Genomic DNA, 14,280 nt, shown 5'->3' on the forward strand with positions numbered 1-14,280 from the left:
AACCTTGCCTTACCTACGCGCAAGGTGCTTGCGGTGTTCCGAAAAGGTCAATCGCCTTCGAAGTCCATCAGCGCCTCGACGGTGATCCCGGCATTGCGCAACCGCTGCGCTCCGCCCAGATCGGGCAGGTCAATGACGAACAGCGCGTGGTCGACTTGCGCCCCCGCCTTGCGCAGCAGTTCCGCCGATGCGAACGCGGTCCCGCCGGTGGCGATGAGATCGTCCACAATCACGACTTTGTGGCCGGGCTCGACGGCGGCAGGATCCATTTCGAGCCGGTCGGTGCCGTATTCGAGCGCGTAATCGATGCCGATTGTCTCAATCGGGAGCTTGCCCGGCTTGCGCACCGGGACAAAGCCGATGCCGAGTTGCACGGCGACCGCAGCACCAAAGATGAATCCGCGCGCTTCCATCCCTGCAATCTTGTGCGCGCCTGCCGCATCGGCGAGTTCTGCAAGGTAATGAACACTCGCCGCCATGCCCTGATGATGGCCGATAAGCGTGGTGATGTCGCGAAACTGGATGCCGGGAGCGGGGAAATCCGGCACGGTGCGGATCAGCTGCTTCAATTCGTCCCGTGTCAGATGTGCAGCGCCCATTCCGTGCCCCCGTCTTGCTTCAAACGCCTGTCCCTAAAAGCATGAGCGCCCCACCATCGGCAAGCGATGATGGGGCGCAGGATGCGAATTAGCGGTTCGAAGAAGCTTATTTCTTCTTCGGCTTCATCCCTGCCCAGATCGACTTGTACGACAGGAAGCCGAGGCTCGTCGCGAAGATCAGGAAGGCAATCACGAACCAGCCGGTCTGCTTGCGCTGGATCAGCGAAGGCTCGCCCGCCCAGGTCAGGAACGCGGCAACGTCCTGCGACATCTGCTCGGTCGTCGCTTCGGTGCCGTCAGCATAGGTCACGATGCCATCGAGCAGCTGCGGCGGCATGGCGATGTTGATGTTGTAGAAGTACTCGTTGAAGTACAGGCCCGGCGGAGTTTCGAACTCGGGCGACTTCGCCACGTCTTCGGGATCGGGCTCGTTATAGCCCTGCATCAGCGAATAGACGTAGTGCGTACCGTCCGGACGCGCCTTGGTGATCAGCGAAAGATCAGGCGGGTTGCCCTGGCCGAGGTAATAGACCGGCGGGAACTGGTCGGTCGGCTCGCCTGCGCGCATTTCGATCTCACCCGATTCCGGGTTCTGGAAAGGCACCTGCCAGGTTGCGGCTTCGGCGCGCACTTCCGCATCGGAATAGCCGAGGTCCTGTAGGTTGCGGAATGCGACATACTGCAGGCTGTGGCAGGCGGCGCAGACTTCCTTGTAGACCTGATAGCCGCGCTGAAGCTGCTGCGTGTCCCACTTGCCCAGCGGGCCTTCGAACGAGAAGCCGCCTTCAGGGGCGATGTTCTTTTCCTGGAAGGCGTAATAGTCCGGCTTTTCCGGGAAGGCGAAGTTGATGGCACCCGGCAGCAGCGACCACAGCAGCAGAACGGCTGTGAGGCCCAGGCCGAAGATTATGCCTCCAAGACGAATGGTCATGACCTAACTCTTTCTCGTTATCGGGTCAGTGAAACGGATCGTGCGATAGCTTACTCAGCCGGCTGCAACGCGCCATCGGGAGCGTCGCCTTCGGGCTTGGCCGAACCGGCGGCAGCCGACGGTGCAGCGGCGTCGTCATCCTTGCCCAGCACGGCCTCGGTGATCGAGAACGGCAGCGGCTTGGGGATTTCGATCTGACTGACGATCGGCAGGATCACCAGGAAATGCAGGAAGTAGTACGCCGTCGCGAGCTGGCTCAGCACGATATACGGCTCTTCCGGGGTTGCACCACCGAGGTAGAACAGCGCGGCCATGCACGGCACCAGGCCGAACCAGAAGAACTTGCGGAACAGCGGGCGATAGGCGCCCGAACGAACCGGGCTCTTGTCCAGCCACGGCAGGAAGAACCAGACGAGGATCGCGGAGAACATCGCGATCACGCCCAGCAGCTTCGCCGGGACAAGGATGATGCCGGTGAACGGAATGGTCAGGTCACCGGTGAAGGCGCGCAGGATCGCGTAGAACGGATAGAAATACCATTCGGGAACGATGTGCGCCGGGGTCGAAAGCGGGTTCGCTTCGATCCAGTTGTCCGGGTGGCCCAACATGTTCGGAGCGAAGAACACGATGGTTGCAAAGAAGATCAGGAACAGGCCGAGGAACCAGCCATCCTTCGCCGTGTAATACGGGTGGAACGGCACGGTGTCGCTTTCCTTCTTCACTTCGACGCCGGTCGGGTTCGAAGAACCCGGGATGTGCAGCGACCAGATGTGCAGGATCACCACGCCCGCAATCACGAACGGCAGCAGGAAGTGAAGCGAGAAGAAGCGGTTCAGGGTCGAATCGTTCGGGGCATAGCCGCCGACGAGCCAGACCTGCAGCGGCTCACCGATAAAGGGAATCGCGCCAAACAGGCCGGTGATCACCTTCGCACCCCAGAAGCTCATCTGACCCCACGGCAGCACGTAACCCATGAAGGCGGTGGCCATCATCAGCAGGAAGATGACAACGCCCAGCAGCCAGATCATCTCGCGCGGGGCCTTGTAGGAGGAGTAATAGAACCCGCGGAAGATGTGCAGGTAGATCACGATGAAGAAGAAGCTCGCACCGTTGGCGTGGGCGTATTTCAGCAGCCAGCCGTAGTTCACGTTGCGCATGATGTGTTCGATCGAGCCGAAGGCGACCGAGACATCGGCTGCATAATGCATCGCCAGCACGACGCCGGTGATGATCTGGAACATCAGGAAGAAACCGGCGAGAACGCCGAAGTTCCACATGTAATTGAGGTTGCGCGGCACCGGATAGCCCGCACCCACCGCGTTGTAGACCAACCGCGGAAGCGGCAGTTTCTCGTCAATCCACTTGGTGAAAGCGGACTTCGGTTCATACTGATTTGCCCAGGCGAAACTCATAATGCTGCTCTCTTGCGATTTATCAGCGTGTAAAAACGTGGCTTATCAACAACTACGAAAAGTCAGCCGACGCGGATGACTCCATCGGAAACGAATGCGAATTCGGGAACGACGAGATTGGTCGGCGCCGGACCTTTGCGAATGCGGCCGGCCGCATCGTAGTGCGAACCGTGGCAGGGGCAGAAGTATCCGTCGAACTCACCCTTGTCCTCGCCTTCGCCCGCGCCCAGCGGCACGCAGCCAAGGTGGGTGCAGACCCCAAGCTGGACGAGAATGTCGGCATTGCCTTCGCCAAGACGATCTTCGAGCGACTGCGGATCGCGAAGGCCGGTGGCGTCCACCGCCTGCACTTCGCTGATTTCCTCGGGCGACATGCGCTTCACGAACAGCGGCTGATCGCGGAAGGTCGCTTTCACCGACTGGCCCGGCTCAAGGCTCGACACGTCGACATCGGTGGTCGATGCGGCAAGCACGTCAGCCGTCGGAGCCATCTGGCTGATCAGCGGAAACAGTACCGATGCACCACCAACGCCGGCGGTGCTGATGGCTGCAACATGGATCCAGTCGCGGCGACGGATGCCCTCTGCAGTGGAAGCCATAACGTATTACCCTGCTCAACTTGACGCGGCGGGAGTGCCCGTCGCGGTTCTGGTGAAAACCTCCGGATCGATCAGCCGTGCCGGAGCCTTTAAGATTTATCCCAATTGCCACACGAACGCACTAGACGCGCATTCGATCCACAATCTGCGCGCCCTATACGGCAAATCGTGACGATTCCAACCGTGTTTTGAACATGCGCCGTTCACCTGTGCGCAACTGTCTGGTCGATGTGGGGCTATTTCAGCGCAATAGTGCTCAGTTGCCGCCCGTAGTTCGGCTCTCCATTCAAGGCGGCCCGGCGATAAGAATGATAGCGCGAAGCTTGCGCGAAGGTATCCTGCCCAAGGTCTGCAGCACTGGCAATGCCGGCCCTCGCAAGCCGGGCGACGATATAGCCGGGCAGGTCGAAATGCCAGCGCGCAATCCCCTCGCGCATCGGCGCCGGGGCAAAATGCGCCTCGTCAGCCGGGGTGAAGTTTTCACGGAAGGCAGCATCGACTTCGTAGCTGGGTTGCGCAATCGTCGGACCGATCACCGCGACAATCCGATCCCGCCGCGCGCCCAAAGCCTCCATCGCGGCAATCGTGTTTTCCAGCACGCTGCCGCGCTCACCGCAGACCGCACCGCGCCATCCGGCATGCGCCGCGCCGATCACCTGCGCGTCGCGATCCGCCATCAGCACAGGGGCGCAATCGGCTGTGACAATGCCGAGCACGACATCGGTGCGATTGGTGACGACCGCATCGGCCACAGGGCGATCGCGCGCGGCATCCGGCCAAACCTTTGCAATGGTGACGACTTCGGGGGAATGGACCTGATGGGGTGCCTGTAAAGGGGCGCCGGGAAGAATCGCCTTCGCAGCGCGCGCCCTCAGCCGCTTCACCGCCTGCTCATCTCCCGGCCCACCATAGCCGAACTGATGGACACCGCCCTGCGATCCGAAAAACCCATGCGGGATCCCTTCGAGCAGCGGCGAGCGCGCGATATCGAAAGGCGTGTCGAGAGGGTCGGGATCAGCCATCGAGGCTTCTGCTGACCTGTTCATACGTATCGCGCGACAAATTTCCGGCAGCAGCGATCCGCTCCAGCTCCGCCTTCATCAGTGCGGCGCGTCCCGGCTCGATCCGCCGCCAGCGGCCCAATGGCGAGACAAACCGTGCAGCCGTCTGCGGATTGATCGGGTCAAGCGCGAGGATCACGTCGGCGACCTTGCGGTAGCCTGCGCCGCTCGCGTCGTGGAAGCCCTGCGGATTGCCCGCAAACGCCATGTAGAGCGAGCGCACGCGGTTCGGGTTCTTCATGGTGAAGTCCGGATGTTCGGCCAGCGCCTCGACCTGCGCGATCACATCGAGATGCAGCGACAGCGCCTGAAGGGTGAACCACTTGTCGATCACCAGATCATTGCCCTTGTACCGGGCGTAGAAGTCCTTGAGCCGCTCCTCGCGTTCGGGACAATCGAGCCCGCACAGGACCATCAGCGCGCCCTGACGATCAGTCATGTTGTCGGCGGTGTCATATTGGTGCGCGGCCAGCTCTGCCGCCTTGGCCGGGTCGGCGGCGGCGGCATAGACCAGCACCTGCGTCTTGACCTTGCGCGCACCGCGCCCTGCCGGATCATCATGCGCGACCTTCTCGGCCCGGTCATAAAGGGCGTGAAGCTCATTCGCGCACTCGCGCCCGATCACCGCCTTCAACGCCTCGCGAGCCGTATGAATGGCGCCCGGATCGGCCTTGCGATCACCCACCGCCATCGCTTCGAACAGGTACGTCTCGCTCGGCAGCATCATCAGTTCGCCGCGCATCGAATCGTCGAGCGCATCGTCAGTGAGGATCGCCTTGAAAGCACGGACCAGCGCCTGCCGCGAGCCCGCTTCGGCTTCATCGCTCAAGGTGCCGCTGGCTGCGCTGATAAGGCGGTTGAGCGCCAGTTCCTGCAGAGCCTCGTAGCGGGCGAAGGGATCGTCATCCTCCCGCGCGAGCATCGAAAGCTCGCTGTTGCTGACGTAGCGTTCGATAATCACAGGGGCGGTGAAGCCGCGGTTGATCGAGATTGCATCAGTGTAGGTGTCGATCTGGATCGTCTCTTGCGGGTTTTGGAGAATGACCAGCCGTTCCTCCGGATCAACCCCGTTGCCGAACAGCTTCATCCGCAACGGGATGGTGAAGCTCGAAGGCTCCTCGTTGCCGTCCGCTTTGCGCAGCACCTGGGTGAATATGAGGTCGTCCTCGCCATCGCGCGGGCGGCCCTTGCGGCTGATCTTGATCACCGGGGTCCCGGCGGTCGAATACCACTTGCGAAAATTGCCGAGATCGATTTCGGCCCCGTCCTCGATCGCCTTGACGAAATCCTCGCAAGTCGCGGCCTCGCCATCATGCCGGTCGAAATAGAGATCGGTGCCTTTGCGGAACCGTTCCACCCCTACCATCGAACGCATCATGCGGATGACTTCGGCGCCCTTGTTGTAGACGGTGGCGGTGTAGAAATTGCTGATCTCGCGGTAGCTGTCCGGGCGGATCGGATGCGCGAGCGGCCCGGCATCCTCGGGGAATTGCGCCGCGCGCAGGATGCGCACGTCCTCGATCCGCTTGACTGCCTCGCCCCGCATGTCCTGCGAGAAAAGCTGGTCGCGCAGCACGGTAAAACCTTCCTTGAGGGAAAGCTGGAACCAGTCGCGGCAGGTCACGCGGTTGCCCGACCAGTTGTGGAAGTATTCGTGCGCGATCACCCCTTCGACCGCGTCGAAATCGGCATCGGTCGCGGTGTCGGTATCGGCCAGCACATACTTCGTGTTGAAGACGTTGAGCCCCTTGTTCTCCATCGCCCCCATGTTGAAGTCCGAAACGGCAACGATGTTGTAGAGATCAAGGTCGTATTCGCGCCCGAACACTTCCTCGTCCCACTTCATCGATCGATGCAGCGATTCAAGCGCGTGATCGGTGCGCGCAAGGTCTTCCTTGCGCACCCAGATGTTGCATTCGACCTTGCGACCCGAAGCAGTCGTGAAAGGCGCGGAGTTGGCAACCAGATCGCCCGCCACCAGCGCAAACAGATAGGACGGCTTGGGCCATGGATCGTGCCATTCGGCCCAGTGCGTGCCATCGCCATTGTCGCCTTCATCGGTGCGATTGCCATTGCACAGCAGGATCGGAAACTGCGCCTTGTCGCCTTCCATTCGCACCGAATAGGTCGAAAGCACATCGGGCCGGTCGGGGAAGAAGGTGATGCGGCGGAAGCCTTCCGCCTCGCACTGGGTGCAAAGCATCCCGTTCGAGGCATAAAGGCCCATCAGCTGGGTGTTGGCGCTCGGATTGATCTCGGTGACGATTTGCACCTCATGCTTGTCACCCGGCAGGGTCAGGATCAGGTCCGGCCCGTCCATGCTCCAGTCGTTCACCGGCTCGCCATCGACCTTTACGCCAAGCGCGGTCAGCCCGTCGCCATCGAGCCGCAATTCATTGCTCGGCTCGGCCGCCGGATTTCGTTCGACTTCGAGCGTGGCGGTGACGCGCGTCTTTTCCAGCCCGAGATCGAATTGCAGCGCAGTGTTCGGCACGGCCCAGGGATAGGGTTTGTAATCCTCGCGCCGGATCAGCGGCGGCTCCTTGGGCGTGGGGGCCGCATCGGCGATTTCGGTGTTGCCTTCGGGGTTCTGGGGGGTGGTCGCGATATCCATGAGCGGTGATTTAGATTGATTTCGCCCTTCGTCCAACCGATTGACGCAAGCCATGGCGCATTTGTTGATCTTCGGGCTGGGCTACACCGCGAAACGCATCAAGGCAGCGATGGAGGCGCAAGGGTGGCGCGTCGATGCGACGGGCAGCGCGGGAAATCTCGATTTCGACGATGACTTCGAACGGGTGCGCGCGGCCATCGATTATTCGACCCACATCCTGTCATCCGTCCCGCCCGAAAGGGTGACAGGGGGCGACGACGTGCTGATGACCTATGGCGCGACGCTTCAGGCGGCGAGCGATGCGGGCAAGTGGATCGGCTATCTCTCCTCAACCGGCGTCTATGGCGACCGGGAGGGCGCTTGGGTGGATGAAACCACGCCAACCATCGCCCAGAACGGAGAGGGTCGCCGCAACGCCCGGGCTGAGGCTGACCTTGCATGGCTGACGCTGGGAGCGCGGGTGTTCCGCCTGCCGGGGATCTACGGGCCGGGCCGCAGCGCGCTCGACCGGGTGCGGGAAGGCAAGGCGCGGCGGATCGATCTTCCGGGGCAGGTGTTCAGCCGGGTGCATGTCGATGACATCGCCAGCGGCGTGGTCGCCGCGCTGACCGGAGACGCGCCTGCAGGAGCCTACAACCTCGGCGACGATCTGCCCGCGAGCGGCAATGAAGTGACCGAACACGCCTGCCGACTGCTGGGTGTCGAACCTCCGGCGCTCGAAACTTTGGAGGAGGCGAACCTGTCTGAAATGGCGCGCGGCTTCTACATGGAGAACCGCCGCGTCGCCAACGGCAAGGCCAAGCGCGTGCTGGGCTGGCAGCCGAAATATCCGACCTATGTGGAGGGGTTGGATTCCCTGTTTTGACCTCAAGCGCCGGCGGGCGGTCGCCCTTGCGGCCCGGTGGGCCGATTGATCGGGTGATGACGGACTATTTCTTCTGCTTGGAACGGAGCGCGAATATCATGCCGATAACGCCCAGCGCCATTCCGATCGCGGTCAGCAGGGTCCATTGATACCCTTCGAACAGGGTCGAAATCACCATCGCCACGCTGATCGTCAGGATCGAATTATAGGCCGTCCGCCCCGCACCGATCTCGCGCACCAGATTGTAATGCAGCGGGAAGGTAACGACCGAACCGACCAGCGCGAGATAGACGATCCCGCCCCAATAGGTGGCACTGGTGGGGACGGGCGGCGCGCCTTCGGTGAGGAACGCAAAGCCGAGATCGAACACCGTGCCATACAGCATCGCCCAGGCGAGCAGGCTCACCATCGGCACGCCGCGTCCCACCGGATTGGCCTGAATCACATTGGCGACCGACGCCGCCAGAATACCCAGCATCGCCAGCACAATGCCGAGCGCGACATTGCCGCCGATCACCCCGGCATCGGGATTGGCGCGCCATTCGTGCAGCAACAGGAAACTCACCCCGACAATCGCGATCACGCTGCCCAGCCAGAATCCGCCTTGCGTCCGCTCTCCCAGGAAAAAGCGTGCCAGCAGCGCATTGGGCACCATCAGCAGGCCGAACATCATCGCGACAATGCCCGAGGTGACGTAAAGCTCGGCATGGTAGACGAACAGGAAGTTGCCGCTGAACTGGAACAGGCCGACCATTACCGCAAGCCTGTGCTCGGGCGCGGTCAGCGTCAGCCGCCGCTTCATCAGCGCCGCGACGATGAACAGCGCGGGCGTGGCGAGAGCAAAACGGTAAAACACCGACCACGCGGCAGGCACACCGTCGATCTGCCCGGTGATGACGAACCAGGTCGATCCCCAGATCGTGCCGGTGATGAGGAAGGGCAGGATCACACCCAGCCGCAACATCGACTGCCCCTGCCCGGCTTCGCCCGCGTTCATAGGCTGGCGATGGCCTTGCCTAGCGCGACAGCGTCGTCTTCACGCGTGTCCCATGCGGCGACAAATCGCGCGGCATCTTCGCCCCAATCGTAGAAGGCAAAGCCTTGCGCCCGCAGCGCATCACGCTCTGGCGCGGTCAGTCGCACGAACAGTTCGTTGGCCTCAACCGGGTGCATCAGACGGTCGGTGCAACCGGCGACGATCTCCTGCGCGGCGGCATTGGCATGGCGCGCATTTTCAAGCCACAGGTCGCCGTCGAGCATGGCGAGGATCTGAGCGGCGAGATAGCGCCCCTTGCATTGCAGGTGCCCTGCGCGCTTGCGGCGGTATTTGACCAGCGCGGCGGCTTCCGGATCGAACAGCACCACCGCTTCGGCGCTCATCCCGCCGTTCTTGATGAAGCCGAAAGCAAGGCTGTCGACTCCATGCGCCGCATCGGCGGCGGAACCGCCCAGATATGCCGCCGCATTGGCAAACCGCGCGCCATCCATGTGCAGCCCAAGCCCGCGCGCCTTCGCGAACTCGGACAGGGAGGCCAGTTCGCCCTGAGTGTAGGTGCATCCGTATTCGCTCGCCTGCGTGATTGCGATGGCGTGCGGCTGCACCTGATGCACGTCGTCGCGGATCGGGTCGATCAAGGCGGCAATGCCTTCGGGCGTCAGCTTGGCGCCCTCGCCCGGACACAGCATCAGCTTCGCCCCGTGAAGGTAGAAACCAGGCGCGCCGCCTTCGTCCACTTCGATATGCGCCTCTTCGTGGCACACCACTCCGCCATGCGGCTGGCAAAGGGTCGCAAGCGCAAGGCAGTTGGCCGCCGTCCCCGTCGCCACCCACAGCGCGGCGCATTCACGCCCGAACAGATCGGTGAAGCGCGCGTCAAGCTCGGCTGAAAGCGCGTCGCCGTCATAGGGATTGTCGGCGCTGTCCGCCGCCTTCATCGCTTCCCACAAACGGGGGTGGACGGGGGCGGCGTTGTCGGAGAGGAAGGGTTTGATCTGAGTCATCGCGGAAACCGCCTCTAACCGCGATGCGTCAGAGCGCAAGAAGGACGATACATGAGCGACACCGAAACATCTGTGACGATCACCCATCACCCGCATGGCAAGGGCGGCAAGTATATAGCCGAAATCGCCGGCGAGAGCGCGACCGGCTACCTCGAATGGGAGCCGGGCGGATCGGATGATGTGCGGGTTGCAACGCACACGGTCGTGCCGAAATCCATCGGCGGTCGCGGAATTGCGGGCCTGCTGGTCGATGCCCTGATCGCCGATGCGCGCGAAGAGGGTTTCCGGATCGTCCCGCAATGCTGGTATGTCGAAAAGAAGTTCGACGCGAACCCTGACTGGGCCGATCTTCGGGCCTAGGTCGCCTGCTGGCTTTCAAGGCGGGAAAAATCGGTCGCCGCGATAGTTTCAAGCACCTTGCGCCGCACTTCGCGGGCCCGTTCAATCGGGACGCCGGGGATGGAAAATTCTCCCACCGCCTGCCCCAGATGCAGCGTCGCATAGCCGCGCAGCCGCGCAACCGGGCCTTGCGAAATTTCGACCGAATGCAGCTTCAGCCGGGTCGCGATCTGGCTGCGCGGGGACAAAACGCCCTTCATCGCCATGATCTGCGTCGCATCGAGCGCGTGGCGTTGGCGGCTCCACGACAAGGCGTTGGCTATCGCGGCAAGCCCCGCCAGCACCAGAGGTATCCCGGTCGCCAGCGCGGTCCATTCAGGCGCATAAATCGTCGTCGAGACGAAAGCTGCCGCTGCCCCGATCAGGAAGAAGAACGCATCGCCAAAGGACGAATCGACCAGATAGCGATTGCTGGCGCGATGCCATTCGATGTCGGGGGCAGGCAGATGGAACCCGGCGGCATCGACGATCGGCTCGATCTCGTCCATCCGGGCGAACGGCGCGACAACGTGGTTTGATGCGCCCATGTCCTGCGCCAAGCTGATGAAGCTCAACCCGTGCCAGCCGAAACGATAGCGGATAAAGCCGGTGTCGATTTTCACCCCCTGCACCCGGTGCGCGGGCATGACGACATCGGTGCGGGTGAACAATCCGCGCCGCCGCCGGAAACCGCGCGGCGTGCGTTCCAGCAGGAAGCCCCATTCACGGGCAAAGACGCGCACCATACCGGTAAGCGATCCGATCACCAGCAGGCCGGCCAGCCCGGCAATCGCGCCAAGCAACTGCAGGCTTGCATCCAGCGCGGCGAAATCAATGCCGTAGCGGTCAACCCATCCGCGCCAGACATCCAGATCCCAGATTTCGAAATCGATGAAGCTGTCGGCATATTGCAGCAAGCCGGCAAGCACGGCGAACACCGCCAGTGAAAATTCGAACAGGCCGAATGTGAGCAGCCGCTGCGGTCCCATGGTGAACAGCGCGTCGGCGGTTTCGACAGCTGGCTTGGCCGCCGCCTCGCCCTGCTGCCTGTCGGGTGAGGACGCGTCCTCTTCGCGCATTTCGCGCACCAGTTGGCGCAATTCCTCGCCGCGTTCCTCGGTCAGATAGGACAGCGACAGATCCTCGCCCCCGCCCGCCCCGGTTTCGAACTTGACCGATACAAGGCCCAGCAGGCGCGGCAGCAGTTTCTGTTCTAGGCTGACGTCCTGGATGCGCTCATACGGAACCGAACGGGCCGAACGGCTGATCACGCCGCTTTCGACGCGAATGTCCTGCGTGCCGATGGTGTAGGTCAGCCGCTTCCAGCCGATGTAGCTGAACAGCGTGCCGACAGCGATGATCCCGGCGAACACCGGCAAGGCCACCACCAGCCCCAATCCCCCGCTGCCGAACATGACGAAGGCGGCGGGAATGACTGCACTTTGTGCGGACGACAGCACCCCCACCAGAATCGTGCGCGGATCGGTGTTCTGGCCTTCCGGTTGCGGGCCTTCGTTCACAGGGTTTCCCGTTTGATGTGCGCGCGGATTTCCTCGCGCATCTGCACCGCCAGTTCATGCCCCAGACCCGGCAGACTGACCGATGCATTGTGGCTGCCCGCTGTGTGCAAGGTCATCGTCGCGATATCGAGAGCACGTTCGATCGGGCCCTGATCGACATCGATGTGCTGCACCCGGCTGAACGGCACCACGGTGTCGCTGTGCCACATGACACCGCGCACCACCCGCAGGCGATCGCGGCTGATCTGGTATCCGCGAGCGTTGAAGCGAGCGTTGGGTATCCGGATGACAAGAAACAGCGCAACGGCAACTGCGGGAAGCATGATGATGCCGGTGGGCAGATCGAAATTGTCCCGCAGCGCCGCTTCGGCAATGATCGCTGCGACAGTAATCGCCAGCCCGGCGAAGATCGCTCCGATCCGCATGACGAGCCGGTAATTGGGGTGCAGCTTCGTCAGCTCGCCGTCATCGTCGACACCGGCAGGGATTACCGGTGGCGGGGCATCCGCAATCGGAGTGCGGGGCGTGTATTGCGCATCGCGCGGATAGGGTGCCGAAGCGGTCGGTGCAGGTTGGACAGCAGCGGTAGCAGGTGCGGCCGGCGATCCGGCCTCCGGCTTTTCCCACGGGCTCGCGCCGCTCTTGTGACCGAACAGCTGGCGCGCGCGGCTGCTTTCGCCATTGCCTCCGGCTGAATCCTTTTGAGGATCGTCCTGATCGTTTCCGCTCATGTGATCTAGATGCTGGCCCCGGCGCTGCGGTGCAAGGGGCAAATTGAGGATCTGGAGCAGACCGGCTGGCCTATCGCATTTGCGAGGGCGACTTGCCGCCTTCACGCGAATAGGGTGCAAACAATCGCCGCAACGCGAAGGAGAAACAGATGACGATCCTGCATTCGAGCCTCGGTCCCAATCCGCGCCTGGTGCGCATGTTCATGGTCGAAAAGGGGCTGGAGGAAGGGCGCGACTTCGAACGGGTCCATTACGACATCATCACCGGCGAAAACCGCCAGAACGCCGAATATATGGCGAAGAACCCGCTCGGCACGATCCCCACGCTGGAGCTCGACGATGGCACCTGCCTCACCGAAAGCTGGCCGATCTGCGAATTCATCGAGGAAATGCACCCTTCTCCCAACCTGTTCGGAGAGACTCCTAAGGAGCGCGCCGAGGTGCGCAAATGGGCGCGGCTGTTCGATCAAGAAGTCGTCGTGCCGATGACCATGGGTTTCCGTGCGGGCGCTGGCCGTCCGATGTTCGAACCGCGCATGAGCGTGGTTTCGCCCGAGGCGGGAGCCGAGCTTTCGGCAATGTCGGATGAGAAGTGGCGCTATTTCGACAGCGTGTTGGGGGCAAGCAACCACATCGCGCTGGGCCGCTTTACCTTTGCCGACCTGCTGATTTTCGCCTTCGCCAATTTCGGCTTCACCGTGGGCTGGAAAATCCCCGAAGGCGCGAACAACCTCACCCGCTTTGTCGAAACCCACAACAAGCGGCCCTGTGCGGCGATCTGGCAGCAGGCGGAATAATGCCCGACCTTTCGGGGAAAATCGCCATCGTCACCGGCTGCGCCAGCGGCATCGGCGCGGCTACCTTGCGGCGCCTGCGCGCTGACGGGGCCGAGGTGCTGGGAACGGACATCAACGCCGAAAAGGGCGCTAACCTGTGCGAGGAAACCGGCGCGACCTTCGCGGTGCAGGACGTGGCTGATACCGCAACATGGCCGCAGATCGTAGCGCAGGCGGTGGAGCGTTGGGGCAGGCTCGACATCCTCGTCAACAACGCCGGCACCGTCTCCTCGCTTTCGATCGAGGATGTCACCGATGCGGCGTGGGACCGCATTTACGACATCAACATCAAGGGAACGATGGCCGGGTGCCGCGCGGCCATCGCCGCGATGAAAAACAATCCCGGCGGATCGTCGGGCGCGATCGTCAACATCGCCTCAACCTCGGCGATTGCCGCCTTGCCGACCGATGTCGCCTATTGTTCGAGCAAGGGAGCGGTGCGGGTGTTGTCAAAGTCAATCGCGGTGCATTGCGCGCAAAAGGGCTACAACATCCGCTGCAACACCGTGATCCCCGGCACGACCGACACCGATATCCTTGCTCAGGCAGAAAACCTTATGCCCGGGCTGAAAGATGCAGTGGCGCAGACTTCTCCATTGAAACGCCTCGCCGATCCGACGGAAACCGCTGCCGCTATCGCCTTTCTCGCGAGCGATGAATGCCCGTACATGACAGGCGCGGAAATGCTGGTCGACGGCGCGATGATGGCGGTGCATCCGGGGTTCTGACCCTT

Annotated in this window: 14 protein-coding genes; 4 read left to right on the forward strand and 10 right to left on the reverse strand. The window is 62.5% G+C overall.

Annotated features, from left to right (window positions below; genetic code table 11):
- Positions 1-47: 47 nt before the first annotated feature.
- From L1K66_RS01375 to pepN, 6 genes are all read right to left on the reverse strand, one after another.
- Positions 48-599, reverse strand: coding sequence for an adenine phosphoribosyltransferase (locus L1K66_RS01375; protein ID WP_407931967.1), 552 nt, complete (start codon positions 597-599; stop codon positions 48-50).
- 106 nt (positions 600-705) lie between these two features.
- On the reverse strand, positions 706-1,530 hold the full coding sequence (locus tag L1K66_RS01380; RefSeq protein ID WP_034956747.1) for a cytochrome c1: 825 nt from the start codon (positions 1,528-1,530) through the stop codon (positions 706-708).
- A gap of 50 nt (positions 1,531-1,580) precedes the next feature.
- Positions 1,581-2,942, reverse strand: a complete 1,362-nt coding sequence (locus tag L1K66_RS01385) for a cytochrome b (protein ID WP_252259289.1) — start codon at positions 2,940-2,942, stop codon at positions 1,581-1,583.
- Positions 2,943-3,004: 62 nt separating this feature from the next.
- Entirely contained in the window at positions 3,005-3,541 is a 537-nt protein-coding gene (gene petA, locus L1K66_RS01390; protein WP_252259290.1) for a ubiquinol-cytochrome c reductase iron-sulfur subunit, read from the reverse strand.
- 236 nt (positions 3,542-3,777) lie between these two features.
- Positions 3,778-4,563: a polyphenol oxidase family protein gene (locus L1K66_RS01395; protein ID WP_252259291.1), complete on the reverse strand. Its 786-nt coding sequence runs from the start codon at positions 4,561-4,563 to the stop codon at positions 3,778-3,780.
- Positions 4,556-7,216: an aminopeptidase N gene (gene pepN / locus L1K66_RS01400; protein WP_252259292.1), complete on the reverse strand. Its 2,661-nt coding sequence runs from the start codon at positions 7,214-7,216 to the stop codon at positions 4,556-4,558. Before pepN ends, L1K66_RS01395 begins: the two co-directional genes overlap by 8 nt.
- 52 nt (positions 7,217-7,268) lie before the next feature.
- Here pepN and L1K66_RS01405 point away from each other — a divergent pair, with 52 nt between their 5' ends.
- Positions 7,269-8,081, forward strand: coding sequence for an SDR family oxidoreductase (locus L1K66_RS01405; RefSeq protein ID WP_252259293.1), 813 nt, complete (start codon positions 7,269-7,271; stop codon positions 8,079-8,081).
- A gap of 64 nt (positions 8,082-8,145) precedes the next feature.
- On the opposite strand, the gene L1K66_RS01410 is transcribed toward L1K66_RS01405, so the two are convergent.
- Both L1K66_RS01410 and L1K66_RS01415 read right to left on the reverse strand, forming a co-directional pair.
- Positions 8,146-9,078, reverse strand: a complete 933-nt coding sequence (locus L1K66_RS01410; protein WP_252259294.1) for a DMT family transporter — start codon at positions 9,076-9,078, stop codon at positions 8,146-8,148.
- Entirely contained in the window at positions 9,075-10,082 is a 1,008-nt protein-coding gene (locus L1K66_RS01415) for a threonine aldolase family protein (protein WP_252259295.1), read from the reverse strand. The genes L1K66_RS01410 and L1K66_RS01415 overlap by 4 nt, the downstream gene beginning before the upstream one ends.
- A gap of 51 nt (positions 10,083-10,133) precedes the next feature.
- Between L1K66_RS01415 and L1K66_RS01420 the strand changes: the two genes are divergently transcribed.
- Positions 10,134-10,442: a GNAT family N-acetyltransferase gene (locus tag L1K66_RS01420; RefSeq protein ID WP_252259296.1), complete on the forward strand. Its 309-nt coding sequence runs from the start codon at positions 10,134-10,136 to the stop codon at positions 10,440-10,442.
- Here the strand turns inward: L1K66_RS01420 and L1K66_RS01425 are convergent.
- Entirely contained in the window at positions 10,439-11,980 is a 1,542-nt protein-coding gene (locus L1K66_RS01425) for a PH domain-containing protein (RefSeq protein ID WP_252259297.1), read from the reverse strand. The genes L1K66_RS01420 and L1K66_RS01425 overlap by 4 nt on opposite strands.
- Complete coding sequence (locus L1K66_RS01430) at positions 11,977-12,711, reverse strand: PH domain-containing protein (protein ID WP_252259298.1); 735 nt, start codon at positions 12,709-12,711, stop codon at positions 11,977-11,979. The genes L1K66_RS01425 and L1K66_RS01430 overlap by 4 nt, the downstream gene beginning before the upstream one ends.
- Positions 12,712-12,860: 149 nt before the next feature.
- Here L1K66_RS01430 and L1K66_RS01435 point away from each other — a divergent pair, with 149 nt between their 5' ends.
- Together L1K66_RS01435 and L1K66_RS01440 are read left to right on the forward strand one after the other, a co-directional pair.
- On the forward strand, positions 12,861-13,508 hold the full coding sequence (locus tag L1K66_RS01435) for a glutathione S-transferase family protein (protein WP_252259299.1): 648 nt from the start codon (positions 12,861-12,863) through the stop codon (positions 13,506-13,508).
- The gene (locus L1K66_RS01440) at positions 13,508-14,275 is read left to right on the forward strand and encodes an SDR family NAD(P)-dependent oxidoreductase (RefSeq protein ID WP_252259300.1); all 768 of its coding nucleotides are present in this window, start codon (positions 13,508-13,510) and stop codon (positions 14,273-14,275) included. The genes L1K66_RS01435 and L1K66_RS01440 overlap by 1 nt, the downstream gene beginning before the upstream one ends.
- The last annotated feature ends 5 nt before the right edge of the window (positions 14,276-14,280 follow it).

The sequence above is a fragment of the Erythrobacter aurantius genome, assembly GCF_023823125.1.
Lineage (GTDB): Bacteria > Pseudomonadota > Alphaproteobacteria > Sphingomonadales > Sphingomonadaceae > Erythrobacter > Erythrobacter aurantius.

What these genes read in the sequence shown, in the direction of transcription:
- L1K66_RS01375 (WP_407931967.1), bottom strand. Translation starts at nt 599, where the DNA reads ATGGGCGCTGCACATCTGACACGGGACGAATTGAAGCAGCTGATCCGC.
- L1K66_RS01380 (WP_034956747.1), bottom strand. Translation starts at nt 1,530, where the DNA reads ATGACCATTCGTCTTGGAGGCATAATCTTCGGCCTGGGCCTCACAGCC.
- L1K66_RS01385 (WP_252259289.1), bottom strand. Translation starts at nt 2,942, where the DNA reads ATGAGTTTCGCCTGGGCAAATCAGTATGAACCGAAGTCCGCTTTCACC.
- petA (WP_252259290.1), bottom strand. Translation starts at nt 3,541, where the DNA reads ATGGCTTCCACTGCAGAGGGCATCCGTCGCCGCGACTGGATCCATGTT.
- L1K66_RS01395 (WP_252259291.1), bottom strand. Translation starts at nt 4,563, where the DNA reads ATGGCTGATCCCGACCCTCTCGACACGCCTTTCGATATCGCGCGCTCG.
- pepN (WP_252259292.1), bottom strand. Translation starts at nt 7,216, where the DNA reads ATGGATATCGCGACCACCCCCCAGAACCCCGAAGGCAACACCGAAATC.
- L1K66_RS01405 (WP_252259293.1), top strand. Translation starts at nt 7,269, where the DNA reads ATGGCGCATTTGTTGATCTTCGGGCTGGGCTACACCGCGAAACGCATC.
- L1K66_RS01410 (WP_252259294.1), bottom strand. Translation starts at nt 9,078, where the DNA reads ATGAACGCGGGCGAAGCCGGGCAGGGGCAGTCGATGTTGCGGCTGGGT.
- L1K66_RS01415 (WP_252259295.1), bottom strand. Translation starts at nt 10,082, where the DNA reads ATGACTCAGATCAAACCCTTCCTCTCCGACAACGCCGCCCCCGTCCAC.
- L1K66_RS01420 (WP_252259296.1), top strand. Translation starts at nt 10,134, where the DNA reads ATGAGCGACACCGAAACATCTGTGACGATCACCCATCACCCGCATGGC.
- L1K66_RS01430 (WP_252259298.1), bottom strand. Translation starts at nt 12,711, where the DNA reads ATGAGCGGAAACGATCAGGACGATCCTCAAAAGGATTCAGCCGGAGGC.
- L1K66_RS01435 (WP_252259299.1), top strand. Translation starts at nt 12,861, where the DNA reads ATGACGATCCTGCATTCGAGCCTCGGTCCCAATCCGCGCCTGGTGCGC.
- L1K66_RS01440 (WP_252259300.1), top strand. Translation starts at nt 13,508, where the DNA reads ATGCCCGACCTTTCGGGGAAAATCGCCATCGTCACCGGCTGCGCCAGC.